The organism is Nitratireductor sp. WH36-1, from assembly GCF_058725515.1.
The window spans coordinates 1,404,182-1,428,215 of record NZ_CM178970.1; the positions used below are offsets into that span (position 1 = coordinate 1,404,182).

Here is a 24,034-nt window from a genome sequence, read left to right on the forward strand (position 1 = left end):
CCGCCGTCAGGCCTTGTGGCCACCGGCGAGGAGCCAGATCATGTGATGTCGTCGCATTGTCATGCCTTTCTCCTTCGGTTCGCGTTGACAATGGCGGGCTTATACCCACAGTTGCAGCGACCCGCCACCCGTAATTACGCCTTTCGGTCGACACGTCCTCAGCTGTGTCCGGAAGGCAACACTCAGCCATGTCGAGAGACACAGCCGCATGCGTATCGCGCTTTACCAGCCAGACATTCCCGGAAACACCGGCGCCATTCTCCGTCTCGCCGCCTGCCTCGGCTTCACGGTCGATCTGATCGAGCCTGCCGGCTTTGATCTCTCCGACCGGAATCTGAAGCGCGCGGGGATGGATTATCTTGAGCGCGCCGCGCTCGCCCGCCATCCGTCCTGGGAAACGTTCGAGCTCTGGCGCAAGCGCGAGGGCCGGCGTCTTATCCTGTTCACCACCCGGGCCGAGGCGGGTTACACGGACTTTTCCTATGCCGATGGCGACATTCTTCTGTTCGGTCGGGAATCTTCCGGTGCGCCGGAAGCCGTCCACGCCGCCGCCGATGCGCGGCTGACCATTCCCATGAAAGAGGGCGCGCGCAGTCTCAACCTTGCGATGACGGCCGCGATGGCCGCCGGCGAGGCGCTCAGGCAGTTGCGATAGGTCATCATCCTGGGGCGTTTCACGCTGCATCGGGCTCTTTCCTTGGCTTCGGAAAGAGCTGCCTACGGGTTCAAGCCGACTTTAAGTCAACAGCCGCGAGGCGCGCATATGCTGTTCAGAAACGCAGTCTGAAACAGGTCGTCACGTATATCCGAAATCTCGGATGGAAGAGGCGGGAGGTCAGTCGGCGCTTGGTAATCGGCGCATCGTGAACTCGATCATGTCGCCGGGGCGTTCACACCAGCTTTCGATCTCTGTCCAGTAAGCCTGCTTGGGCCAGCGCTCCAGCCAATCGCGCGCTTTGTCGCGGGCCTGCGCGCGCGGCAGTGCAAAACTCTCCCGTAGAAATCCGTCGCGTGGCAGACGACCCGTCCTTGCGCGATGTTTGTCGAGGCTGCGTTTCAGCCCTTCCAGGGGTGGTTTTGCGGGCACACGCACGAAAGAACTCCTTGACCCGATTGATAAGAAGCTTAGGCAACGCTGTTGAAAAATGCGAGTCATTTGTGGGGCTGTCCGTTTCCTGCGGCGTTGCGTAGGATCGGGCGAAAGGAATGATGATGGAAAGACCAGAACTCCCTACCGGATTGCCGGACGATATCGAAGAAAAAAAAGCAGCCGCGCGCGCCTGGTTCGAGGAACTGCGCGACAAGCTGTGTTCAGCCTTCGAAAATCTTGAAGATGAGCTGACCGGGCCTTTGTCCACGCGCACGCCGGGCCGCTTCGAGCGTACGCCCTGGGAGCGCGACGGCGGTGAAGGCGGCGGGGGCGTCATGTCGATGATGCATGGCCGCGTTTTCGAGAAGGTCGGTATCCATGTCTCGACGGTTCATGGCGAGTTCTCTCCCGAGTTCCGCAAGCAGATACCGGGCGCGGAGCAGGATCCCCGTTTCTGGGCCTCCGGCATTTCGCTGATCGCCCACCCCCAGAACCCCCATGTGCCGGCCGTTCACATGAACACCCGCATGGTGGTGACCACCAGCCAGTGGTTTGGCGGCGGCGCAGATCTGACCCCGGTGCTTGACCGTCGTCGTTCGCAGGAAGACCCCGACACCGTGGCCTTTCACAAGGCCATGCGGTTCGTGTGTGAACGTCATGCCGGGATTGTCGACTACGAGAAGTACAAGGCCTGGTGCGACGAGTATTTCTACCTGCCGCATCGCAAGGAACCGCGCGGCGTGGGCGGCATCTTCTATGACTGGCTCAAAACGCCGGACGAGAAGGGCGGCTGGCAGGCCGACTTTGATTTCACCCGCGATGTGGGACGCGCCTTTGCCGTCGCCTATCCGCATCTGGTGCGCAAGAACTTCAACACCAACTGGACCGAGGCCGACCGCGAAGAGCAGCTCGTGCGCCGGGGCCGTTATGTCGAGTTCAACCTGCTATATGACCGCGGCACGATCTTCGGACTGAAGACCGGCGGCAATGTGAACTCCATCCTGTCCAGCATGCCGCCAGAGGTGAAGTGGCCCTAGCCGCAGCTGGCCGCTCAGTCATGCGATGCGGGCTGGCGTGATCTTTCGCTAAGAATATGCGGGCGGGTGGGGTTCCTTGACGGGAGCCGGCCCGCCCGTTTTCTTCAGGGGCGCATGGTGGCGAGTTTCAGCCCGAACCCGACGAACACCGTTCCGGTCACGGCTTTCAGCCAGCGCTGCATGCTGGCGCTGCCGCCAAGCGACTTCATGCTCGAGAACAGGAGCACGAGCGCTGAGAACCAGAGCACGTTCAGCAGCGAATGGATCGCCACCAGCGCAAACGCCCAGGACGTTGCATCCGCGCTTGCCGGAATGAACTGCGGAAACGCAGCGAGATAGAACATTGAAACCTTGGGGTTCAGCGCGTTGGTCAGGAACCCTTCGAGCCCCGCCTTGGCGAGCGTGCGCCGCCTCTTGGCCGGTGTGATGGAGTGCGGCGCTGCAAGACCGCGCCATGCCTGCCACAGGGCCTTGACCCCGATATAGCAGAGATAGGCAGCGCCCAGCATTTTTACGATGAAGAAGAGCTGGGCTGACTGCACCAGAATGATCGAGATGCCCAGAATGGAAAGAAGGCCGTGCACATAGAACGCGGCGAAGAAGCCCGCGACATTGGCAAAGCCCGCCGCCTTGCCGGAAGTCGGCACGGTTTTGGCGATCAGCACCCCGTTGGGGCCGGGTGACACGACGAGAAGCGCTGCGACGAGAGTGAAGGTTCCAAGCTCAAGCAGTGTCATCAAGGTCACCTTGTCGGTTCATGCGGGACTGGGTGTGATGCTATATAGAAGGCAGTCTTTCGTTTTGTCCATCAACGGTGGAGCCGCGCTGCCCCATGCTGAAGATGCCCAGTTCCATCACCGGCCTCGTGTCTCACCCCTTGAGTGGCGATACGGTTTTGCAGCACGAGATTGCCGCAGAGCAGGCGTCGTCTCTGGGGCATGCAGGCCGGCGGGTCGAGAAGGCGCTGGCGCGGCTTGCCGAAGCGGATGAAAGCGATGTGGAAGCGCGCGACCGCCTGCTTCACGCCGCTGCTGATGCGGTCCATGGCTATTTCATTCAGCGCGAGCTGTGCGGAATGCGCAGGCATGACGATGTCATCAAGGACATGGCCATCCCGGGCAGGGTTCTGGCCCGATTGGGCGCGACCTGACAGCCAGGCCGCATCCGCTCTCTGGTCTGGCGAATCCCGCATTCTGGCCCGCTTGCCGTTGCCGCGTTGCGATGGCAGTCCCGGTTTGCAAACAGATGCAGGCAGAAGAGATTACGCAATGGAAAACCGGTACGGCACGCTGGCCTCCTGGGTCTATCACCTCGACAAGCCCATAGGCCGCTCCTTCGGCGATATCGGGTTTTATCGTGATCGTCTGGCAGGCTGCAGCGGTCCCGTCCTTGAGCCTGCGGCCGGCAATGGCCGGGTGTTGATTCCGCTTCTTGAGGCTGGCTTCGATATTCGTGGTTTCGACGCGTCGGACGAGATGGTCGCCCATTGCCGGGCGGAGTGCGCGAAGAGGGGGCTGTCGGCGCCGGTCGATATCCAGCGCTTCGAGACGTTCTCCTACCCTGAGCGATTTGAGGCCATCATCATTCCCGCCGGCTCTTTCCAGCTTGTCACGGAGCCGGAGGCAGCACTTGGCGTCCTTCGGCGATTCCATGACGCTCTTTGTCCGGGCGGACGCCTGCTGCTTGATCTCGATCCGCTGGCCTCACTCGCCGATACGTCCAGCACCGCGCGTCACTGGCGCGACGGGGACAGTCTTCTGACGCTGTCGGAGCAGCGTGTGGAAACCTGCTTCCAGCGCCAGACCATGCTTTCCCACCTGCGTTACGAGCAGTGGCGCGATGATGTTCTTGTGGCGAGTGAGTTGCAGCTCTTCCATCTGCGTCTATGGGGCGTTCTGGAGATGGAACTCGCCCTGAAAGCCGCGGGTTTCAAGGAAATTCGCGTCCATGGCGACTATTGCGCCGATGAGAAGCCGGGGCCTGAGGCAGTCAGCTTCACCTTCGAGGCGGTCGCCGGCGCGTGATCTGGACGGCAGGTGTCAGGATGGTGGGAGGCGCGTTCGTTGAAAAATAAGAGTTTTTCACTCATCTTTATTCGCTGTGTTTTACCCGCGACAATCTGCCATCTAAAGCCGCCCCCGTCTGGACAAGTTCCTGCGTGGCGCATAGAAACCATCGAAAAATGCCGGGGGTAGAACCGGGCAGCTTTGCCATGCGTGGTAAAATGCCCGTGTTTGAGGTGCAATGAGGCTTCCCGACCGGCCGAACTGAGGTGAAAGGATCGCAGTCCCGTGAGCGCTACCGATTCGACCGAACATACAAGGCGTGACTTTCTTTATGTCGCCACAGGCGTTGCCGGTGCCGTTGGCATCGCCGGCGTCGCATGGCCGTTCATCGACCAGATGCGGCCAGATGCGTCCACCCGGGCGCTGGCGTCTATTCAGGTAGACGTGTCCGGCGTTGAGCCCGGCATGTCCCTGACCGTGAAATGGCGCGGCCGGCCTGTGTTCATCCGCAACCGGACTGAGAAGGAAATTGAGGAAGCCAAGGCTGTTGCTCTGGCCGACCTCAAGGACCCGATCGCACGCAATGCCAACATTGCTGCCGATGCACCGGCGACGGACATCGACCGCTCGGCGGGCGAGGGCAAGGAAAACTGGCTCGTCATGGTTGGCGTCTGCACCCATCTGGGCTGCGTGCCGCTCGGCCAGGCCGGTGATTTCGGCGGCTGGTTCTGCCCGTGCCATGGTTCGCACTACGACACCGCTGGCCGCATCCGCAAAGGTCCGGCTCCAGAAAACCTGGCGGTTCCGACTTTTGAATTCGTGTCCGACACCGTCATCCAGGTCGGCTAAGGCTTGGCGAGAGGGGATTTTCAATGAGCGCTGGACATTCGACCTATACGCCCAAGACCGGCCTCGGCCGCTGGATGGATGCGCGTTTGCCGCTTCCGCGTCTGGTCTATGATTCTTTCGTGGCCTATCCGGTGCCACGCAACCTCAACTATGCATACACCTTCGGCGGCATCCTTTCGCTGATGCTGGTGGCGCAGATCGTGACCGGCATCGTGCTGGCCATGCATTATGCGGCCAACACCGAAGTTGCCTTTGTTTCCGTCGAGAAGATCATGCGCGACGTCAACTCCGGTTGGCTGCTGCGCTACCTGCACTCTAACGGCGCGTCGATGTTCTTCATCGCCGTCTATGTGCACATCTTCCGCGGCCTCTACTACGGTTCCTACAAGGCGCCGCGTGAGATGCTGTGGATCCTCGGCTGCATCATCTACCTGCTGATGATGGCGACGGCCTTCATGGGCTACGTGCTTCCGTGGGGCCAGATGAGCTTCTGGGGCGCAACGGTTATCACCGGCTTCTTCACCGCCATTCCATTGGTGGGTGAGTGGATCCAGCAGCTGCTTCTGGGTGGCTTCGCCGTCGACAACCCGACGCTGAACCGCTTCTTCTCGCTGCACTACCTGCTGCCCTTCATGATCGCCGGCGTTGTCGTCCTGCACGTCTGGGCACTGCATGTGACCGGTCAGACCAACCCGACCGGCATCGAAGTGAAGCAGAAGACCGACACCGTGGCCTTCACGCCCTATGCGACCGTCAAGGACGCGTTCGCCATGGTCGTGTTCATGCTGCTGTTCGCCTACTTCGTCTTCTACATTCCGAACTACATGGGTCACCCCGACAACTATATCGAGGCTGACGCTCTGAAAACCCCGGCGCACATCGTTCCCGAATGGTACTTCCTGCCGTTCTACGCGATCCTGCGTGCGATCACCTTCAACATCGGACCGATCGACTCCAAGCTGGGCGGCGTTCTGGCCATGTTCGGCGCCATCGCGGTTCTGTTTGTCGTGCCCTGGCTCGACACCTCGAAGGTTCGTTCGGCTGTCTACCGTCCGTGGTTCAAGCTCTTCTTCTGGCTCTTCGTCGTGAACGCCGTCTTCCTCGGCTGGCTCGGCTCGCGTCCGGCAGAAGGCATCTACGTGGCGATGGCACAGGGTGCGACGCTGTACTACTTCGCCTTCTTCATCGTGATCATGCCGGTTCTCGGTCTGGTCGAGACGCCCCGCCGTCTGCCCAATTCCATCACGGAAGCGGTGCTTGAGAAGAAGTCCTCCGCCGGCGCGCCGGCCACCGAACAGGCAAAGGGCTGAGCGAGAGAATGCGCAAAGGGATTTTCGAAATGAAGAACGTCCTCAACGGATTGGCCGCGCTCGGTCTCGGTCTGGCTGTCGCTACGGCAGCCGACGCCGCCGAGTTCCCGATCAAGAAGCCGGTCGAGCAGGACTGGTCGTTTGCCGGCCCGTTCGGCACCTACGACAAGGGCCAGCTGCAGCGCGGCTTCAAGGTCTACCGCGAGGTCTGCGCGGCGTGTCACTCGATGAATCTTGTGGCGTTCCGCAACCTCACCGATCTCGGCTACTCCGACGCCCAGGTGCGTGCGATTGCAGCCGAGTATGAGGTCGAGGACGGTCCGGATGATGCCGGTGACATGTACATGCGCCCGGCAAAGCCGTCGGACCGCTTCCCGGCTCCGTTCGCCAACCCGCAGCAGGCTGCCGCCTCCAACAGCGGTGCAGTCCCCCCGGACTTCTCGCTGATTGCCAAGGCGCGCGCTGTCGAGCGTGGTTTCCCGACCTTCGTCTTCGACATCTTCACCCAGTATGCCGAGGCAGGCCCGGATTACATCCACGCCCTGCTGACCGGTTACAGTGACGATACCGAGGGACACGAAGTTCCGGCTGGCACCTACTACAACCCGTATTTCCTCTCCTCGGCTTCGCTGGCCATGGCGCCGCCGCTCTCCGAGGGCATGGTGACCTATGATGACGGTGCGCCCGAGACGGTCGATCAGTATGCGCGCGATATCTCCGCGTTCCTGATGTGGGCAGCCGAGCCGCACATGGAAGCACGCAAGTCCACGGGCTTCGTGGTCATGATCTTCCTTCTGCTCTTCGGCGGTCTGGTCTATCTGACCAAGCGCAAGATCTGGTCTGACGCACACTGACGCGCCGTCCACATAAAGAGATTTGAAAGGGCGCCGCCGGCGCCCTTTTCTTTTGCGCGATGATGCAGTTTACAGTCAGGTGATAACGCCTGATCTCGCGCAGACAGGGCAACAGCAGACCATCTGCCGTTTCATCGTTCTGTGTGAAAGGTGAAGCGGACAATCAGGCGAAACAGGGCAGGGCACATGGCAGCTTCGCAGACACTTCAGGAAACCCTTCTTTCCGCAATCCGCACGATCCCGGACTATCCAAAACCCGGCGTGATGTTCCGCGACATCACCACGCTTCTGGGCAATGCACGCGCCTTCCGCCGTGCGGTGGATGAGCTGGTGCACCCCTATGCCGGCACCAAGATCGACAAGATCGCCGGCATTGAGGCGCGTGGCTTCATTCTGGGCGGCGCCATGGCGCACCAGCTGTCGTCGGGCTTTGTTCCGATCCGCAAGAAGGGAAAGCTGCCGCACGACACCGTGCGCGTGGCCTACAGCCTTGAATACGGCATCGACGAGATGGAGATGCACAAGGACGCGGTGAAGCCGGGCGAGAAGGTTCTTCTGGTCGATGACCTGATCGCCACCGGTGGCACCGCCGAAGGCGCGGTGAAGCTTCTGACCCAGATGGGTGCGGAAATCGTCGCAGCCTGCTTCGTGATCGATCTGCCGGACCTGGGCGGCCGCGCCAAGCTCGAAGCGCTTGGGGTCGACGTCCACACCCTGATCGCCTTCGAAGGCGATTGAATACTGTTGTTTCTTGAAGTTTTTCAGTATACCCTCATAAGGAGTTGTTTTTATTTAATTATATTATAATTTAGATATATATAGATGAGATTGTCTTTTTTGTTGGTGCTCTTCGCTATTGGCGGAGAGCTCTCCACTGCGTGTTTGGCGCAGGAGGGGGCCGTCATTCATTTTCCTGTCGGCTCGACGGGAGACGCGGAAACCGATGCTCAGTGGGGGCTTGCCCGGATCAATGCCCACCTGGCTCACAGGGCCGGGTTCACGGGCGGGGGCATCCTGGTCGGCTTGCTCGACAGCGGAGCCGACGCTTCTCATCCAGAGCTTTTTGGGCGGGTTTCATCGAAGTCGTTTGATCTTCGCGGCCTCATGTATGGCAGCAGTGACCCTGTTGGACACGGCACGATGGTGGGGAGTGTTCTGGTCGGGAACAGGGACGGAAACGGTATGCATGGAGTGGCCTATGACGCCACGCTCATGTCCGTTCAGTTGTCGCACTCCGACCCTCTCGACCTCACATTCGCTTTCTCCTTCATGTATGCGCTGGAGATGGGGGTCGACCTCATCAATGCTTCGTTTGGGCTGCAGACCTACGTGCCTCTGTACCCCGACGATGATCCCGGGGTTCTCAGGCCTTTGCGTTACACTCTGTTTGCGGTGCATGAAGCCGCCGGTGCGGGGATCCTGACAGTTTGGGCGGCGGGCAATCATGGCCGTGAATCTGTTGCGCTTCTTCCGAGCCTCCCGCTTGTCTTTCCTGAACTGGAAAGCACCACGCTTGCCGTCACCGCAGTCAATACGGATGGGCGGCTCGCCTATTACGCCAACAAATGCGGCTTCGCCGCCCGTTGGTGTCTGGCCGCGCCTGGCGGAGAGGCCGGTGCATCAAATGGCATCTACGCGGCCCGGACAGGGGGAGGTTATCTCTCCGGCATGGGCACTTCGCTGGCTGCACCGCATGTCACCGGCGGGCTCGCAATCGCGCGTCAGATGTTTCCGCAGGCTGATACGCGCGACATACGCAAGCTGATCCTTCGCACCGCGATCGATATCGGTGATCCGGGCGTCGATCCGGTTTTCGGCTGGGGCCTGCTTGACCTGGGCAATCTGACGGAAACCATTTCCCCGGCCGGGCGCAGTATCTTTGCCGCTGCTTCCCGCAGCAGGCACATGGCGATGGCGCAGGCGGCACGCGCGCCTTTTGAGACTATGCGGCGACGCGCGCCGCTAAACGACCGGCTCTGGATGAGTGGCAGTTTCCTGCATTCCAGAACTTCCGTCTCACCCGGTTTTCCAGAGGCGCGAGCGAGCATCAGGACGCTCTACACGGGTGTCGATCTGATCGATCAGGTCAATGTTACCGCCGGCTTTGGCGTTGGCTACGCTGAGGTGGGTACCAGTGAGCGTGCCACTGCCAACACCGCGCATGCGAAAGGCGTGCATGGTTTCGCCTATGGGACCTGGGATATTGGCGACTGGCGCCTGCGGGCCAGCGCGGGCGTCAGCCGTTTCCGCCAGACCCACACGCGGCGCACCATCCCGGGGCTTGCCGGCACGGTGACCGCGCTGGGCCAACCGGTGGCGCAGTCGCACAATGTCGCCCATGGTGGTTTCGGAACGATGGAGACCGGTTATCGGCGGGCTTTCGGTTGGGGGGACGCAACGCTCTTTGCGCATTTGTCGGGGATCACCCAGCGCTTCGGGCCGGCACATGAAACGGGGCTGGAACTGCTCGGTCAGACTGTGAGCGCCGGCCGCATCACCACGGTTGAAACCGGCCCGGGCATCCGCCTGTCCGGCAGGTTCGGTCTGGCGGACTGGGAGGTCGAGCCGGGACTGGAGCTCGCTTACGCGCGTGTTCTCAAGCCGGGCGCTTTCGCGGTCGATACCACGCTTCTCGGCCGTGTGCTGGAAGCGCGGGCCGAAGGGGTGGGGCGTGACAGGCTTGATATCGCGGCGAAGCTGGATCTGCATTTGCCGGAAACCGGTGCGTCCGCCAGAATTGGCTATGCCGGCGCGTTTTACGGGGCCGGCAATCAGCACCAGGTTTCGCTCGGCCTGTCGGTCAGCTATTGACTGCGGCCTTCATCAGAACGCCGTTGTCGAACTGCATCACCGTTTCGCCGTCGCCATTGCAGGCGGCGGCCATCAGCGTCACCAGATGCCAGCCGGGGCGTGAGGCGAGCGGACGATGCGCCGTTGCCGTGCGGGTGAAGGTGATCGTGTCGCCTTCAAAGACGGGCTTTAGCCATTTCAGGTTGGAGAAGCCAGGGGAGGGGCCGAATTCGGGTTTTTCGCCGGGGCCGTCCCATGCGCCATGGGCGTCGCGTTCAATGCCTTCGAGATTGTAGCGCATCCACATGGAGCAGGTGTGCCAGCCAGAGGCGCACAGCCGCCCGAACACGCTGTCGCGTGCGGCTTCCGGGTCCGTGTGGAAAGGCTGCGGATCATAGGCGCGGGCGAAGGCGATGATCTCCTCGGCGCTGAATGTGTGCGTGCCCAGCGTCACGGTTTCGCCAAGCCGCAGGAAACGGTCGATACTCATGCTGCCGCTCCCGTCGCACGCATCCTGAACATGATCGGGTTCTCCATCTCCATCACCGTCTCCCCGCGCTGGTTGGTCACCAGATGGCGAAACGTCACCAGGCCGATGCCCGGGCGCGATTTGAGCGGACGGCGCTCCAGCACCGTTGTCTGGCCGCTGAGCGTATCGCCGGCGATGACGGGGCGCTTCCAGCGCGCGTCGGTGATGCCGGGCGAGCCCTGAGACGTGGAATCGACCAGAAACGCGTCATAGAGCATCCGCATGAACATGGCGCAGCTGTGCCAGCCGGAGGCCGCCAGACCGCCCAGTATGCTGGCCTTGCCGGCTTCTTCGTCCAGATGCATGGGTTGCGCGTCGAACTGTCTTGCAAACGCGATGATCTCTTCTGCGCTCACGGTCTTCTCGCCGAACGGGATTGTCAGTCCCGGCTCAAGATCCTCGAACGCCCACTTCTTGTCTGTCATGATTGCTTCCTGTTCAGGCTTGAACCTTATGGCCGCAAGCGCGGCCTTCTTCAAGGACCTGGGGCTGAGGCATTTAGGGTCAGGACCCATTAATCAGGCCGATCCGAAGGACGCTCGTTAGACCGGCGACCTGCGGCGTCAAATCCCTTGACCGGGGGAAGACCCCGCTCTGCGGGCTTCTCCTGGCATCTCTTGGTCTATCGAACGCCATTGCGTATTAATGGGGCCTGGCCCTAGAGCCAGCCGCGCCCCTTGAAATACCAGAAGGGGAGCACTGCCGAGAGGACCATCACGACAAGGGCCAGAGGGTAGCCATAGGTCCATTGCAGCTCCGGCATGAACTCGAAGTTCATGCCGTAGATCGATGCGACGAGGGTGGGCGGCAGGAACACCACCGCCACCACCGAGAAGATCTTGATGATGGCGCTCTGTTCGATGCTGATCATGCCAAGCGTGGCGTCGAGCAGGAAGTTGATCTTGTGGGAGAGGCTGGAAGCATGAACGGAAAGCGCTTCAACATCGCGCGACAGCGTCTTGATATGGGCGCGCAGCTCCTTGCTGTTCTTTGCCGATACGGCGCTGAAGAAGGTGGCAAGACGCTGCATCGTGAGCAGGCTTTCCTGCAGGTTGGCGAGCAGGTCTTCCTTGCCGCCGATCCTGCGCAGAATGATCTGAAAACTGCGGTCGCGGCTGGACGCTTTCTTTTCCGACGGATGGAAAATGCCCTTGGAGAGTTCCTGAACTTCGCGGCCGGCGCGTTCGAGAATGTCCGCGAGCCGTTCCACCACGGCGTCGAGCAGGTTGATCAGAACCGCCTCGCCGGTGGCGCAGCCAAGGGCGCTCTTCTCCGCCCGCTGCGGAAATGTCTGGAATGCGCGGGGCTCGTGAAAGCGTACGGTGACCAGCGGCTTGCCCGGCGACAGGATGAACGTCACCGGCCCCATCTCGGGCTGATCCTTCTCGCTCTGTGCGGGCAGGGTGGTGGTCATGAAGTGCGCGCCGTCTTCGCTGTAGAGGCGGCTGGAGACCTCGATCTCCTCCATGTCCTTGCGGTTTGGCACGTCGATGCCGAGCCAGTCCTCGACGGTTTTTTCTTCTTCGTCGGTCGGGGCGAGCAGGTCTAACCAGACGATTTTTTCACGCTCGGCGTCTGCAAAATCGACAGGCTTAAGGCGTTGGTTCTCAAAAATAAAAGTCTTAATCACATCTACTCTCCTGCAAAATCCCGGGGCGACCATTTCCGGCTATTGTGACGCCGTCAAGACATGATGCCGGGATGTGCAGAAGACAGGGGGTGCAGCCTGTCGGCGACACCCCCGTTTTTCATTGTGGTCCGTGGTGCCTCAGGTGTTGAACTTGAACAGCATCACGTCGCCATCAACCACGACATATTCCTTGCCCTCGTCGCGCGCCTTGCCGGCGTCACGGGCGGCGACTTCACCGCCAAGGGTCACGAAATCATCATAGCCGATGGTCTGGGCGCGGATGAAGCCGCGCTCGAAATCGGTGTGGATCACACCGGCAGCCTGCGGGGCCTTGGCACCCTTGTGCACGGTCCAGGCGCGGGTTTCCTTCGGGCCGGACGTGAAGAAGGTGATCAGGTCGAGAAGTTCGTAGCCGGCCCGGATGAGGCGGTCGAGGCCCGGCTCTTCCAGTCCCATGGCGTCCAGATACTCGACGGCTTCTTCATCGGAAAGCTGGGCGACTTCGGCCTCGATGGCGGCGGAGATGACGACGGTGCCGGCACCCTGCGCAGCAGCCATCTCTTCCACGCGCTTTGTCTGGGCATTGCCCTCGGCTGCGTCGCCTTCCGCCACGTTGCACACATAGAGAACGGGCTTGGAGGTGAGAAGGTTCAGGCTGCGCAGGATCTTCAGATCTTCGGCTGCAATACCGTCGAGCAGCACGCGCACCGGCTTGCCGTCCTGCAGCAGTGCAAGCGACTGCTCCATCATCGGCAGAAGCGTCTGGGCTTCCTTGTCCTTGCCGGTGGCGCGCTTCTGCATCTGCTGCGTGCGGCGCTCAAGGCTCTCCAGGTCGGCAAGCATCAGCTCGGTCTCGACCGTCTCCGCATCGGCGACCGGGTCGATCCGGCCTTCCACATGGGTGATGTCGTCATCCTCGAAGCAGCGCAGCACATGAACGATGGCGTCCACTTCGCGAATGTTGGCGAGGAACTGGTTGCCGAGCCCTTCACCCTTGGACGCGCCACGCACCAGGCCGGCGATGTCGACAAAGGAAATGCGGGTCGGGATGACCTCCTTGGAGCCGGTCACGGCGGAGATCTTCTTCAGGCGCGGGTCGGGCACCGCCACCTCGCCCGTATTGGGCTCGATGGTGCAGAAGGGGTAGTTGGCGGCCTGTGCGGCTGCCGTCTTGGTGAGCGCGTTGAAGAGCGTCGATTTGCCGACATTGGGCAGACCGACGATGCCGCATTTGAAACCCATTTCCTATTCCTTCTGGCCGAGGAGTTTCTTCAGCATGGCCGCCATGGGGCCATTTTCCGGTATTGAGGCCGATGGCCCCTGTTGCCGCGCCTGGCGAATGTGGCTCTGCTTCCGGGCGGGCTTCTTTTCCTGTTTGGCGGCCGGCTCAGCGCCGGACCCTTTCACCGCGAGGCTGACGCGGTTCATGAAACCCGACTCGTCACCCTCGGCCAGCATGGCGATGTTGTCTGCCACCGTGTCGAGAAGCGGTTCGAGCCAGGCCTGGTCCGCCTTGGCGAAATCACCCAGAACATGCGCATTCACACGCGCCTTGTCGCCGGGATGGCCAATGCCGATGCGCACGCGGCGATAGTCCTTGCCGCAATGGGCGTCGATGGACTTGATGCCGTTGTGTCCGCCCGAGCCGCCGCCGGTCTTCAGGCGCAGCTTGCCGGGGGCAAGGTCCAGCTCGTCATAAAAGACGATCAGGTCTTCAAGACCGACCTTGTAGAACCGCATGGCTTCGCCGATCGCCTGGCCAGAAAGGTTCATGAAGGTCTGCGGTTTGATCAGCAGCACCTTCTCGCCGCCGATGCGCCCTTCGGCCACCAGCGCGTTGAATTTCTTTGACCATGACGAAAAATTATGGCGGCGCGCAATCGCGTCCGCCGCCATAAAACCGACATTGTGCCGGTGCCGTTCGTATTGCTGGCCGGGATTGCCGAGCCCTGCAATAAGCAGCATGAGATCTTGCAGGAAAGGGGAGGATTACTCCTCGCCCTCGCCCTCCTTCTCTTCCGAACCGGCTTCTTCGCCCTCGGCAGCTTCTTCCGACTTGAGGCCGGCCGGTGCTGCGACGGTTGCGATGGTGAAGTCGCGGTCGGTGATGGTGGGTTCCACGCCTTCCGGCAGCTTGACTGCGGAGATATGTGCGGAATCGCCGATATCCATGCCAGCCAGATCAACCTCGATGTACTCGGGGATCGCCGTAGCCGGGCAGGTGAACTCGACTTCGTGACGAACGACGTTGAGAACGCCGCCGCGCTTGATGCCGGGTGCGGTTTCTTCATTGATGAAGTGAACCGGCACGTTGACGGTCACGACGGTGCCCTTGCCGATGCGCAGGAAGTCCACATGCATCAGGAAGTCGCGGACGGGATCAAGCTGGTAATCCTTCGGGAGGACCTTGATCTTCTTGCCGTCGACGTCGATCGTCGCGATCGTGGTGAGGAAGCCACCGGCGTGGATCTTCATGAACACTTCCTTGTAGGGAAGCGTGATGGAGATGGGGGCATCCTTGTCGCCGTAGATCACGGCGGGAATCTTTCCGTTGCGCCGAATAGCCCGGGCGGACCCCTTACCGACCCGTTCGCGCGCCTCGGCCTTCAGCTCATAGCTCTGGCTCATGGCCTGTCCTTTCATGTTGTGGAGCGCTTTCAGGCGAACCTGAAAACGTGAAAGCTGTCCGAAACGGAACCGGACGGCGCTACAAGCGCTGCCTGAAGACCGAATTGTATCGGGCGAACTTCCATCCGCGGTGCCTCCAAGGGTGTCTACGCGGACGGCGGGTCTATAGCCGATGGAGGGGGCGTGCGCAAGGGCGCAACGCCTTTTACGGCACGGCAGCGGGCTGTATCGGCTGTGTTTTCTGCCGGCCCGGCTTCTCACCGCCCGTACGCGCATCATACGCAGCGCGTGCGGCCTCCATCCGGCCCGCATTGTCGAGTGCGAACTGTTGCAGCACGGAAAGCGGTTCGGCGAGTTCGTGACCGAACGGGGTGAGTCGGTATTCCACGCTGGGCGGCACCGTCGGATATTCGATGCGCTCCACGAAACCGTCACGCACCAGCGCGCGCAGCGATGCGGTCAGCACCTTCTGGGAGATGCCGTCCACGCGCCGTTTCAGCTCGTTGAAGCGTAGCGGTTCCCCGCGCAGGCGTCCGATGATGAGCGATGTCCACTTGTCGCCGATGAGGGACAGGATTTCGCTGATCGGGCGGCAGCTCTCGGATATGTGCCCATGACGCGGTTTCATAAAGGTGCCTTCTTGCAACGGGTTTCCTGCTGTCAGATATAGGCCTGGTTACCAAAGGATACCACCGGGATTTTGACCCCGGCCGGACAGAGGAATGAAAATGAAGAAAGTTTTGGTTCTCGTCGGCTCCAATCGCAGGGAGTCGATCAATCTCAAATTCGCGCAGGCGCTTGAGAAGCTTGCGGAGGGTCGGCTCGAATTCGAGTATTTCGACCTGTCCACGCTGCCGATGTACAATGATGACGACGCTGCGGATTATCCCGCGGCTGCTCAGCACCTCAAGGATCGAATCGGCGCAAATGATGGTCTTCTGATCGTCACGCCGGAGCACAACCGTTCCATTCCCGCCATTCTGAAGAATGCCATCGACTGGGGTTCGCGTCCCTGGGGCATGAACAGCTGGACCGGTCGGCCGACTGCCGTTGTAGGCGCCAGCCCGGGCGCAATGGGCGCCATCGCCGCGCAGATCCACCTGCGCTCCATTCTGGTAAGCCTTGGCGCAACGCTGATGACCAGCCCCGAGGTCTATCTGCAGATGAAGCCCGACCTCATCGACGGGAACAACGACATCACCAATGAGGACACCAGGGCCTTCTTGGCCGGGTTCGTCGACAGGTTCTCTGCGTGGGTCGGCGCTGATGCGGAGCGCGCCGCCGCCTGACTTCATCAGGCAAGAGCCATAAAAAAAGCCGGCCACAGGGGCCGGCTTTTTTGTGTCGATAGCATTGGTTCAGTCGAACAGGCTCGAAACCGATTCTTCCGATGCCGTGCGCGAGATCGCCTCGCCGATCAGGTCGGCAATGGTGATCGTGCGAATGTTTGGTGCTGCTTCCACCGCAGAGCTCGGCTGAATGGAGTCCGTGATGACCAGCTCCTTGAGCCGCGAGCCACTGATGCGCGCTGCTGCGCCGCCCGAAAGCACACCATGGGTGATGTAGGCGGTGACGCTGGTTGCGCCATTGTTGAGCAGTGCGTCGGCCGCGTTGCACAGCGTGCCGCCCGAGTCGACGATATCGTCGATCAGCAGGCAGTCCTTGCCGCTCACATCGCCGATCACGTTCATGACTTCAGACTCACCCGGCCGGTCGCGACGCTTGTCCACGATGGCAAGCGGCGCATCGATGCGCTTTGCCAGCGAGCGTGCCCGCACCACGCCGCCCACGTCCGGCGAAACCACCATGACGTTGGAGAGCGTGTAGTTGGCCTTCACGTCGCGCGCCATCACGGGCACGGCGAAAAGGTTGTCGGTGGGGATGTCGAAGAAGCCCTGGATCTGGCCTGCATGCAGGTCCAGCGTCAGAACGCGGTCAGCGCCTGCCTGGGTGATCAGGTTCGAGACCAGCTTTGCCGAGATCGGTGTACGGCCCGATGTGCGCCGGTCCTGCCTTGCATAGCCGAAATAGGGCAGCACCGCAGTAATGCGGCGGGCCGAAGAACGGCGGAAGGCATCGATCATGATGAGAAGTTCCATCAGGTGATCGTTGGCCGGATATGCGGTCGACTGCAGGACGAAGACGTCCTCGCCGCGCACATTTTCCTGGATTTCGACGAAAATTTCCTGGTCCGCGAAACGTTTGACCGTCGCTTTGCCAAGAGAAATGTTGAGATAGCGGGAGACGGCCTCTGCCAAAACCCGGTTGGAATTGCCCGCAAAGAGCTTCATGGAATGTCCTCGGAGAACGCCTTGACGCTTGCCCGCGCTTTTAACGGGGTGAGACTGTATTGCAAAGGGAATGACGGAAAAAAACGCATTTTAAGGCAGAACTGTGTGGAAATGTCCCACCTGCTGTTCTTCGCGTCTGTTATCCGGTTTTCTTCCCGAACCAGTTTTTGTCGGCTATCGAGTTGCAAAGGCAGTTTAGGCCCCTCGGAGGGCTTGGGGCTAGCCCTGCCGTTGCGCGAGCCAGGCGGTGAGCTGGCTCATCGTGGAGTCTGCCACGGCTTCCATCGTCGTGCTGGTAACGGAAGACCAGCCATCGCCGCTGCCGCCGGGAGCTGCCTGCTGGCCCTGAATGCGGTGGAGCCGGTTGCCGGACGGATCGAGCACATCCCAGACATAGATCACCGTGGTCTTGCCGCCATCGGCGATCGCCGAGAAATAGCCTTTCATCACCATCGGTGCGCTCGTGCCCTGCGGCACGATTGCTATGCCGCTCTGGCGGGCCCGCGCTTCCAGACGGCGTGAGAGCGCCGGTACGGCCTGCGCGGTCGCGCCGACAACCGGGGCGAACTGGATCCGCTGGTTGCCCGTGACGGCCTGAATGGGCGCTGCGGCAGCCTGTGTGGCGGGATCGGCCGTGGCTGCGAGCGCAGTCGCCAATGGTGCTTCCTGTGGTGCCGCCACCTGCTGCGAGGCTGCGCCGGGAACGGATGCGTCCGGCGTCGGCCCCGAATTCATGTCGAGCACGGAGCCCGTGTTGCAGCCGGCAAGGCTTGCAGCACCCAAAAGGGCAAGGCCCGTTATGATGCGCTTTGCGTGAATGCGACGGTCCCCCGGATACTCTTGGTTGTACATCGTCATATTGCCTCTACCGGGTGATCAGGTCCAGCCCGTAGCGCGAAAGCGGCTCGGGGGCTTCATCCGTTGTCAGGTAGGTGCGGCCAAGGCACATGGCGTTGCCGGATTCCGAATCCATGATGATCATGTGCGCGAACAGCGTCATGCCGGGCGCAATCGGTTCGCTGTTGCCGGCATAGAACATCTGCGGATCCATCCACGAGGGCGCAAAGCGGGCACCAAGGGAATAGCCGCAGGCATTCAGCCTATGCTTGGTCAGGCCATGGGCCTCCATCACGCGGGCGTGCGCGTCAAACACGTCACCGAATGTGTTTCCGGGCATCATCGCCTTCTGCACGGCGCTCAGCGCATCGCGCGCGGCGTCGAACAGTTCCTGATGGCGCTTGGAGACCTTGCCGGTCAGCACGGTCTGCATCATCGCCGCGTGGTAATGGTGATAGACGCCGGCCCATTCGAGTGTGAGCTGGTCGTTCTTGTTGAGCTTGCGGCGGCCAGCCTTGTAGCGGCACAGAAGCGCATCTTCGCCCGAACCGATGATGAACTCATTGGCGGGGTAATCGCCGCCACCGGCCAGAACCGCACCCTGCATGGCGGCGAGAATGGCGGCCTCGTCGCCTCCCTGCTTGATCAGGGGGAGGGCGGCGTCCAGCGCCTCGTCACCGAGTTTGGCGGCCCGCTTCACCTTTTTGATCTCGGCCTCGCTCTTGAAGAGCCTGAGGCGGCTCACGAGGTCGGAGGCATCTTCGATCTTGCCGAAGGTCTGGAGTTGTTCGTCCAGCAGGCGCGTGTTGCGACCGGTCAGGCCATGTGTGTCATATTCCACGCCGATGCGCGCGCCTAGAAGATCGAGATCATTGAGGAGATTGCGCAGGTCGGCGGCCGGGTTGGCGTCGTGCCGGTCGGTCCACAGAACGATGTTCTCGATGGTGGAGGTGTGCCGCGCCTGCCGCAGATCGGCTGAACGCGTGAGAAGCACCATCGAGCCATCGGCCTTCACCACAAGGCACTGGAAGAAGCAGAAGCCGAACGTGTCGTATCCGGTCAGCCAATACATGCTCTCCTGAGCGAAAAGCAGCATCGCATCGAGCTTGCGCTCGGCCATTTCGATAACGAGGCGATCGCGTCGGGAATCGAATTCTGCCTGTTCAAAATGAAGCGCCATCAAATGTCCTCCAAGACGATCGCTGAAATCTGGCGTCCGTAATCGGCTTCACCGCGATGCGTGGCGCGGCGATAGGAATAGAAATGCTCTTCTTCTTCATAGGTGCAGCGGCCAAGCTGTGCGGCGTTCACGCCCGCCGCCGTCAGCCGCGCCACCGTGTAGCCGTTGAGGTCGAACAGCGCGTGGCCCGGCTTGTCCGACGCGCGAAACCAGATCTGATTGGCCGGATTGTGGTTTACGAACCGCTCGACGAACTCCGGCCCCACTTCATAATTTGCCTGGCTGATGGAGGGGCCGAGCACGGCGGTGATGTTCTCCCGCTCCGCGCCAAGCAGCTCCATCGCCGCAATCGTGTTTTCCAGAATGCCGGTCAGCGCGCCTTTCCAGCCGGCATGAGCGGCGGCGATGACCCGCGCCGTGTCGTCGGCAAACAGGATCGGCCCGCAATCGGCGGCCAGCGCGCCAAGCGCCAGCCCCGGCCGGTTTGTCACCAACGCATCGGCCTGCGGGCGTTCGGAACCGAATGCCCCGTCGACGATGATCGCATGCGGCGAGTGAACCTGATGGACTGTCAGGAGGTTGTCGGGCGCAACGCCCAGCCATTCGGCCACGCGGCGGCGGTTTTCCGTCACCGTTTCGCGCTCGTCGCTGGACCCGTAGCCGACATTCAGCCCGTCATAAAGTCCGGTCGAGACGCCGCCTGCACGGGTGAAGAACCCGTGCGCCACGCCATTTTTCCCGGCGCGGTCCAAAAGCGGCGACCGCAGGGGCTCCGGTCTCGTATTCTCGTGCATGCGCCGCCTTCTCAGATAGTCTCAAGCGGGCGGATCGTGAGGCAGGGGCGAAACCAAGTCAATGCGGCGAAACGAATGGTGGAACCGTCACTGTGGATGACGTTACGGCCAGAACCTTGAACAGCGTGCCCATTTGCTCAGGCCCGGCCAGTCGCTCCACGGCGTTGCGGATTGCCTGCTGTTCCGTGCCGTTCTTGTCGGCGCCCAGTCGCCCGGCGCGCTCCAGAATGCCAAGCCCGATGAGGAAGTCGCCCTGATCCATCAGCGCTGCGGCAAGCCCTTCGTCCCGTGCAGCGCGTGCAAGGGCGGAAAAATCCACATGCGCGGTCAGGTCAGCCTTGCCCTGGTCCTTCAGGATATTCGTGTAGGCATGGCTGCGCATGGCCTGAAGCGTGTCGCCCGGTGCGGGGTTGGCATAGCCGTAATCGATGAAGAGGGCCGCGCCGCCCTCAGTGCGAATGCGTTCCGCCATGCGTGTCATCAGCGCGTTGCGTGCCGGTGCGAGCTCGACAATGGCTCCAGAGGGCGCTTCTTTTGCGCCGGGCGGCAGAAGCGTCTCATCGGCTGCGCCTGCGCCGGCCATGAATGAAAGCCGGTCATTGGCGTCGAGGCCGACCGTGCGCTCGCGCCAGCCCGAATCGGTCTTTACGTACTGGCGCACCGGAATGGCGTCGAAAAGCTCATTGCCGATGATGAAGAGCGGGCCGTCCGGCAGCGCGTCGATATCGGTGATCCACCGGGGAGAAGCGCCGGATGCCGCGAGCGTCTTGCGCTGCACCTCGCTCAGCCTTGGGCTCGCTTCGATCATGAAGAGGCGCATCTGCCGGCTGAACGCCGGGTCGATCTTTGCCCAGGTTCGCAGCATGTCCTTCATGAGCGTGCCCCGGCCGGGGCCGATTTCTGCAAGGATGGGATTGCCCGGCGCGCCGCTGGCCTTCCACGCGGTGTAGAGCCAGACGGCGCACAGTTCGCCGAACATCTGGCTGATTTCGGGCGCGGTGGTGAAGTCGCCTGCCGCACCAAAAGGCTCGCGCGTCGTGTAGTAGCCCTGTTCGGGGTCGAACAGGCAAAGCGCCATGTAATCCGCGACGCTCATCGGCCCCGTCGTCGCGATCTGCGCCCTGATCCGCTCTTCCAGTGTTTTCATAGGGCTGTCGCCGGAGCGGCCTTGGCCCGTGCCCGCAGCATTGCCCAGACGCCCACCAGCACCATCGGTGTCGAGAGCACCATGCCCATGGTGAGCCAGTCGCCCGCCAGATAACCGATATGCGCGTCCGGCTCGCGGAAGAATTCGACAATGATGCGCGACAGGCCGTAGCCGCACACAAACGCGCCGGCGACGAAGCCCGGCATCTTGAGCTTCAGCCCCTTATGGGTGAGAAGGCGCAGAACCACGAACAGCACCAGCCCTTCGAGTGCGGCCTCGTAAAGCTGGCTCGGGTGGCGCGGCTCCGGCCCGCCATTGGGGAAGACGAAGGCCCAGGGCGCGTCCGTCACCCGGCCCCACAGTTCCGAATTGATGAAGTTGGCAACCCGCACGAGGCCGAGCCCGATGGGCACAACGGCGGAAATCGTGTCGAACAGGCTCCATGCATTGATGCCGCGCTTTTTCGCAAAGAGAAGCATGGCGAGCGTGACGCCGAGCAGCCCGCCGTGAAACGACATGCCGCCTTCCCACACGGCGAGAATGTCGAGCGGGTTCGCGATGTAGCGGGGGAGATCGTAGAAGAGAATGTAGCCAATGCGTCCGCCGGCCACGATGCCGATGGCGGCCCACAGAACGAAATCGTCGAGATCCGTGACCGTCATTGCCGGCTTGCCGCCGGCCCAAAGACGTTCGTTCGAAACCAGCCGTCGCGCATACCACCAGCCGAGCAAAATGCCGACCACATAGCCAAGCCCGTACCAGTGAATGGCAAGCGGTCCCACCTGCAGCGCCACCGGGTCTATGTTGGGGAAGGGCAGGGCGGCCAGCGGCGTCATCAGATAGTCGGTCAATCGGGCCTCCCGGCGCGTGAATTCAGACGCGGCAGGTATTGCGGAGCATCGGGGCGAGGTCAAGGCGCGCAGTGCCGCGGCTTCTCATCTTCAATCTGGAGAAGGCGCTAAGGCTTTCAGCGTAGTCGCTACCTCAAGTCCCGAGGCGTAGAATTCCGGCTCCTCAGTCTCGGCAACAGATTTCTCGATAAGGAGCAGTATCAACCCCGGGAGGTAATGATGACCGATACCAAGTGGATGATCAGGGGACGTGAATTTATTCACTGCAACTGCGCTTATGGATGTCCATGCCAGTTCAATGCCCGGCCCACACATGGAGGCTGTCACGCTGTCGGGGTGGTGCATATCGATGAAGGCCGGCATGGCGACGTCAAACTCGACGGTCTGAGCATGGCCATGATCGTGTCATGGCCAGGCGCCATTCACGAAGGCCATGGGAGTGTCGTGCCCATCATAGATGAGCGCGCCGATGAAAAGCAGCGCGAGGCAATGCTGCGGATCATGAGCGGTGAGGACACGGAGCCCGGCGCAACCTTCTTCCAGGTTTTCTCAACCACCTATGAGAAAGTGCATGATCCTGTTTTCGCAAAGATCGATTCCGATGTGGACGTCACTGGCCGCTCGGCGACGCTGAACGTGCCCGGCTTGATCGAGGCGCGCGGTGAGCCGATCATCAATCCGGTTAGCGGCCAGCCGCACAACGCACGCATCAACCTGCCGAACGGCTTTGAATATGATGTCTGCGAGGTCGGACGCGGCTGGGCGGACACGCAGGGTCCGATTGCAATGTCGATACCCGACTCGCACGCCCACTTTTCCAGGGTCCACATGACCGGCGAGGGCGTTGTTCACTGACCTGATCCTTCGAGGAGGACAAAGGCATGGCTTCCACCGCACTGGAAATCACTCTGCGGCGTGATCGCCTGATTGTTGGCGCGGCCCTTGCCGCGCTGACGGTCGTTTCCTGGCTCTACATACTGTGGCTGGTCAAGACCATGGATATGGGCATGACCATGCCTGCAGGCGACATGACCTCGCCCATGCAGGATGCTGCGCCGATGAGCGACATGGCGATGGGCGAGACGGTGATGGCGGGCCTGCATCCGTGGAGCTTCACCTATTTCGTCTTCATGTTCGTCATGTGGGCGGTGATGATGGTCGGGATGATGACGCCATCCGCCGCGCCCATGATCCTCATCTATGCCCGCGTCGGTCGCGCCGCTGAAGAAAAGGGCAGGCCGCTTGCGGCGACCGGTTTCTTTGCCAGCGGCTATCTTCTTGCCTGGACCGCATTCTCCCTTATCGCGACTCTCGGCCAATGGGCGCTGGAGCAGGCGCTTCTTTTGACACCCATGATGGCGAGCGCGAGCGCGCTCTTCAGTGGGCTTGTGTTGATTGCCGCCGGTCTGTTCCAGTGGACCCCGCAGAAGGATGCCTGTCTGAGCCATTGTCAGGCGCCGCTTACCTTTGTTCATGCCCATGGCGGCTTCCGGCGCGAGCCTCTGGGTGCGCTGGCGCTTGGCTCCCACCACGGGCTTTACTGCATCGGCTGTTGCTGGGCGCTGATGGCGCTTCTGTTTGTCGGCGGCGTGATGAACGTTCTCTGGATTGCCGCCATTGCGATCTTTGTGCTCGCCGAAAAACTGTTGCTGCCGCGCTGGCCGGTGTCACGCATGGCCGGTGGCGTTCTGATTGCGCTCGGCATCTGGGTGCTTGCCGGCGGCACGCTTTAGGCTGCGTTCTTGATGCCGCTGCGACAGCAAATGACCTTGCATTCGGCGCGCGGGCCCACTACCTCAAATGGATCAACCTGAAAGGCGCGCCATGACCAACGGAAGCAACCGGATCCTCGACGAATTCGCCAAGCTGATGACCGATGCCGCAGGCGCGGCCCAGGGCGTGCGCCGCGAGGTGGAGACCGCGTTTCAAGCGCAGGCCGAGCGGGCCCTGAACGCGATGGACGTCGTTCAGCGTGAAGAATTCGAGATGGTGCGCGAAATGGCGCTCAAGGCGCGCGAAGAAAACGCTGCCCTGACAGCGCGTATCGAAGCACTTGAGGCTCAGCTTGCTGACGCCGGAGTGTCCAAGGCTGCGAAAACTGATTCTAAGCCGGCGTCATCCACCCGGACGAAAAAATAATTTTTTATTACCGTCGCCTGTGTATGGCGTCGAAAAATCCTTGTTCGAGAGTCGCTTACGCCGCGTTGCCCT

28 protein-coding genes are annotated in these 24,034 nt (G+C 61.6%); 13 read left to right on the forward strand and 15 right to left on the reverse strand.

Going from position 1 to position 24,034, the window contains the following annotated elements; all coding sequences use genetic code 11:
- The first annotated feature begins 208 nt into the window (after positions 1 to 208).
- The gene (locus AC4PTT_RS06650; RefSeq protein ID WP_206544035.1) at positions 209 to 655 is read left to right on the forward strand and encodes a tRNA (cytidine(34)-2'-O)-methyltransferase; all 447 of its coding nucleotides are present in this window, start codon (positions 209 to 211) and stop codon (positions 653 to 655) included.
- 180 nt (positions 656 to 835) lie between these two features.
- On the opposite strand, the gene AC4PTT_RS06655 is transcribed toward AC4PTT_RS06650, so the two are convergent.
- Complete coding sequence (locus AC4PTT_RS06655) at positions 836 to 1,093, reverse strand: hypothetical protein (RefSeq protein WP_492162352.1); 258 nt, start codon at positions 1,091 to 1,093, stop codon at positions 836 to 838.
- A gap of 119 nt (positions 1,094 to 1,212) precedes the next feature.
- Between AC4PTT_RS06655 and hemF the strand changes: the two genes are divergently transcribed.
- The gene (gene hemF, locus AC4PTT_RS06660; RefSeq protein WP_206544320.1) at positions 1,213 to 2,127 is read left to right on the forward strand and encodes an oxygen-dependent coproporphyrinogen oxidase; all 915 of its coding nucleotides are present in this window, start codon (positions 1,213 to 1,215) and stop codon (positions 2,125 to 2,127) included.
- 104 nt (positions 2,128 to 2,231) lie between these two features.
- On the opposite strand, the gene AC4PTT_RS06665 is transcribed toward hemF, so the two are convergent.
- Positions 2,232 to 2,864, reverse strand: a complete 633-nt coding sequence (locus AC4PTT_RS06665; protein ID WP_206548253.1) for a LysE family translocator — start codon at positions 2,862 to 2,864, stop codon at positions 2,232 to 2,234.
- Positions 2,865 to 2,959: 95 nt separating this feature from the next.
- Here AC4PTT_RS06665 and AC4PTT_RS06670 point away from each other — a divergent pair, with 95 nt between their 5' ends.
- The 7 genes from AC4PTT_RS06670 to AC4PTT_RS06700 all read left to right on the forward strand — a co-directional run bounded on the left by AC4PTT_RS06670 (position 2,960) and on the right by AC4PTT_RS06700 (position 9,957).
- Positions 2,960 to 3,277, forward strand: coding sequence for a DUF6665 family protein (locus AC4PTT_RS06670; RefSeq protein WP_206548252.1), 318 nt, complete (start codon positions 2,960 to 2,962; stop codon positions 3,275 to 3,277).
- Between the two features lie 118 nt (positions 3,278 to 3,395).
- Positions 3,396 to 4,151, forward strand: a complete 756-nt coding sequence (locus AC4PTT_RS06675; protein WP_475081109.1) for a class I SAM-dependent methyltransferase — start codon at positions 3,396 to 3,398, stop codon at positions 4,149 to 4,151.
- 267 nt (positions 4,152 to 4,418) lie between these two features.
- Positions 4,419 to 4,982, forward strand: a complete 564-nt coding sequence (gene petA, locus AC4PTT_RS06680) for a ubiquinol-cytochrome c reductase iron-sulfur subunit (RefSeq protein WP_113155823.1) — start codon at positions 4,419 to 4,421, stop codon at positions 4,980 to 4,982.
- A 23-nt stretch (positions 4,983 to 5,005) separates the two neighbouring features.
- Entirely contained in the window at positions 5,006 to 6,292 is a 1,287-nt protein-coding gene (locus tag AC4PTT_RS06685; protein WP_113155822.1) for a cytochrome b, read from the forward strand.
- Positions 6,293 to 6,321: 29 nt separating this feature from the next.
- A complete protein-coding gene (locus tag AC4PTT_RS06690; protein ID WP_206544031.1) occupies positions 6,322 to 7,146 on the forward strand; it encodes a cytochrome c1 in 825 nt (274 codons plus the stop codon).
- A 186-nt stretch (positions 7,147 to 7,332) separates the two neighbouring features.
- A complete protein-coding gene (locus AC4PTT_RS06695) occupies positions 7,333 to 7,884 on the forward strand; it encodes an adenine phosphoribosyltransferase (protein WP_113155821.1) in 552 nt (183 codons plus the stop codon).
- Positions 7,885 to 7,968: 84 nt separating this feature from the next.
- Entirely contained in the window at positions 7,969 to 9,957 is a 1,989-nt protein-coding gene (locus AC4PTT_RS06700) for a S8 family serine peptidase (protein WP_492162353.1), read from the forward strand.
- On the opposite strand, the gene AC4PTT_RS06705 is transcribed toward AC4PTT_RS06700, so the two are convergent.
- From AC4PTT_RS06705 to AC4PTT_RS06735, 7 genes are all read right to left on the reverse strand, one after another.
- Positions 9,947 to 10,426 carry a MaoC family dehydratase gene (locus AC4PTT_RS06705; protein ID WP_206548249.1) on the reverse strand — a complete coding sequence of 160 codons (480 nt, stop codon included), beginning with the start codon at positions 10,424 to 10,426 and terminating at the stop codon, positions 9,947 to 9,949. The two genes, AC4PTT_RS06700 and AC4PTT_RS06705, sit on opposite strands and share 11 nt — an antisense overlap.
- A complete protein-coding gene (locus AC4PTT_RS06710; protein WP_113156391.1) occupies positions 10,423 to 10,890 on the reverse strand; it encodes a MaoC family dehydratase in 468 nt (155 codons plus the stop codon). The genes AC4PTT_RS06705 and AC4PTT_RS06710 overlap by 4 nt, the downstream gene beginning before the upstream one ends.
- A gap of 233 nt (positions 10,891 to 11,123) precedes the next feature.
- Positions 11,124 to 12,095, reverse strand: a complete 972-nt coding sequence (gene corA, locus AC4PTT_RS06715; protein ID WP_492162354.1) for a magnesium/cobalt transporter CorA — start codon at positions 12,093 to 12,095, stop codon at positions 11,124 to 11,126.
- A gap of 138 nt (positions 12,096 to 12,233) precedes the next feature.
- Positions 12,234 to 13,337, reverse strand: coding sequence for a redox-regulated ATPase YchF (gene ychF / locus AC4PTT_RS06720; RefSeq protein ID WP_113155817.1), 1,104 nt, complete (start codon positions 13,335 to 13,337; stop codon positions 12,234 to 12,236).
- 3 nt (positions 13,338 to 13,340) lie between these two features.
- Positions 13,341 to 14,060: an aminoacyl-tRNA hydrolase gene (pth, locus tag AC4PTT_RS06725; protein WP_113155816.1), complete on the reverse strand. Its 720-nt coding sequence runs from the start codon at positions 14,058 to 14,060 to the stop codon at positions 13,341 to 13,343.
- Positions 14,061 to 14,084: 24 nt separating this feature from the next.
- Positions 14,085 to 14,723, reverse strand: a complete 639-nt coding sequence (locus AC4PTT_RS06730; RefSeq protein ID WP_206544027.1) for a 50S ribosomal protein L25/general stress protein Ctc — start codon at positions 14,721 to 14,723, stop codon at positions 14,085 to 14,087.
- 205 nt (positions 14,724 to 14,928) lie between these two features.
- Positions 14,929 to 15,351, reverse strand: coding sequence for a winged helix-turn-helix transcriptional regulator (locus tag AC4PTT_RS06735; protein WP_113155815.1), 423 nt, complete (start codon positions 15,349 to 15,351; stop codon positions 14,929 to 14,931).
- Between the two features lie 100 nt (positions 15,352 to 15,451).
- Here AC4PTT_RS06735 and AC4PTT_RS06740 point away from each other — a divergent pair, with 100 nt between their 5' ends.
- Positions 15,452 to 16,012 (forward strand): NADPH-dependent FMN reductase, encoded by a 561-nt coding sequence (locus AC4PTT_RS06740; protein ID WP_206548246.1) that lies wholly within the window; start codon positions 15,452 to 15,454, stop codon positions 16,010 to 16,012.
- A gap of 69 nt (positions 16,013 to 16,081) precedes the next feature.
- On the opposite strand, the gene AC4PTT_RS06745 is transcribed toward AC4PTT_RS06740, so the two are convergent.
- From AC4PTT_RS06745 to lgt, 6 genes are all read right to left on the reverse strand, one after another.
- Positions 16,082 to 17,014, reverse strand: coding sequence for a ribose-phosphate pyrophosphokinase (locus AC4PTT_RS06745; protein ID WP_206544024.1), 933 nt, complete (start codon positions 17,012 to 17,014; stop codon positions 16,082 to 16,084).
- 219 nt (positions 17,015 to 17,233) lie between these two features.
- The gene (locus AC4PTT_RS06750; protein WP_475081135.1) at positions 17,234 to 17,872 is read right to left on the reverse strand and encodes a hypothetical protein; all 639 of its coding nucleotides are present in this window, start codon (positions 17,870 to 17,872) and stop codon (positions 17,234 to 17,236) included.
- A 7-nt stretch (positions 17,873 to 17,879) separates the two neighbouring features.
- Positions 17,880 to 19,031, reverse strand: coding sequence for a M24 family metallopeptidase (locus AC4PTT_RS06755; RefSeq protein ID WP_206994079.1), 1,152 nt, complete (start codon positions 19,029 to 19,031; stop codon positions 17,880 to 17,882).
- On the reverse strand, positions 19,031 to 19,825 hold the full coding sequence (gene pgeF, locus AC4PTT_RS06760) for a peptidoglycan editing factor PgeF (protein WP_206548244.1): 795 nt from the start codon (positions 19,823 to 19,825) through the stop codon (positions 19,031 to 19,033). Before pgeF ends, AC4PTT_RS06755 begins: the two co-directional genes overlap by 1 nt.
- Positions 19,826 to 19,883: 58 nt before the next feature.
- Entirely contained in the window at positions 19,884 to 20,972 is a 1,089-nt protein-coding gene (locus tag AC4PTT_RS06765; protein ID WP_492162355.1) for a class I SAM-dependent methyltransferase, read from the reverse strand.
- Entirely contained in the window at positions 20,969 to 21,808 is an 840-nt protein-coding gene (lgt, locus tag AC4PTT_RS06770) for a prolipoprotein diacylglyceryl transferase (protein ID WP_113156388.1), read from the reverse strand. Before lgt ends, AC4PTT_RS06765 begins: the two co-directional genes overlap by 4 nt.
- A gap of 234 nt (positions 21,809 to 22,042) precedes the next feature.
- On the opposite strand from lgt, the gene AC4PTT_RS06775 reads away from it, so the two are divergent.
- The 3 genes from AC4PTT_RS06775 to AC4PTT_RS06785 all read left to right on the forward strand — a co-directional run bounded on the left by AC4PTT_RS06775 (position 22,043) and on the right by AC4PTT_RS06785 (position 23,962).
- The gene (locus AC4PTT_RS06775; protein ID WP_113156387.1) at positions 22,043 to 22,678 is read left to right on the forward strand and encodes a DUF1326 domain-containing protein; all 636 of its coding nucleotides are present in this window, start codon (positions 22,043 to 22,045) and stop codon (positions 22,676 to 22,678) included.
- 26 nt (positions 22,679 to 22,704) lie between these two features.
- A complete protein-coding gene (locus tag AC4PTT_RS06780; RefSeq protein ID WP_492162356.1) occupies positions 22,705 to 23,556 on the forward strand; it encodes a DUF2182 domain-containing protein in 852 nt (283 codons plus the stop codon).
- Between the two features lie 91 nt (positions 23,557 to 23,647).
- Positions 23,648 to 23,962, forward strand: coding sequence for an accessory factor UbiK family protein (locus AC4PTT_RS06785; protein ID WP_492162357.1), 315 nt, complete (start codon positions 23,648 to 23,650; stop codon positions 23,960 to 23,962).
- Positions 23,963 to 24,034 lie beyond the last annotated feature (72 nt).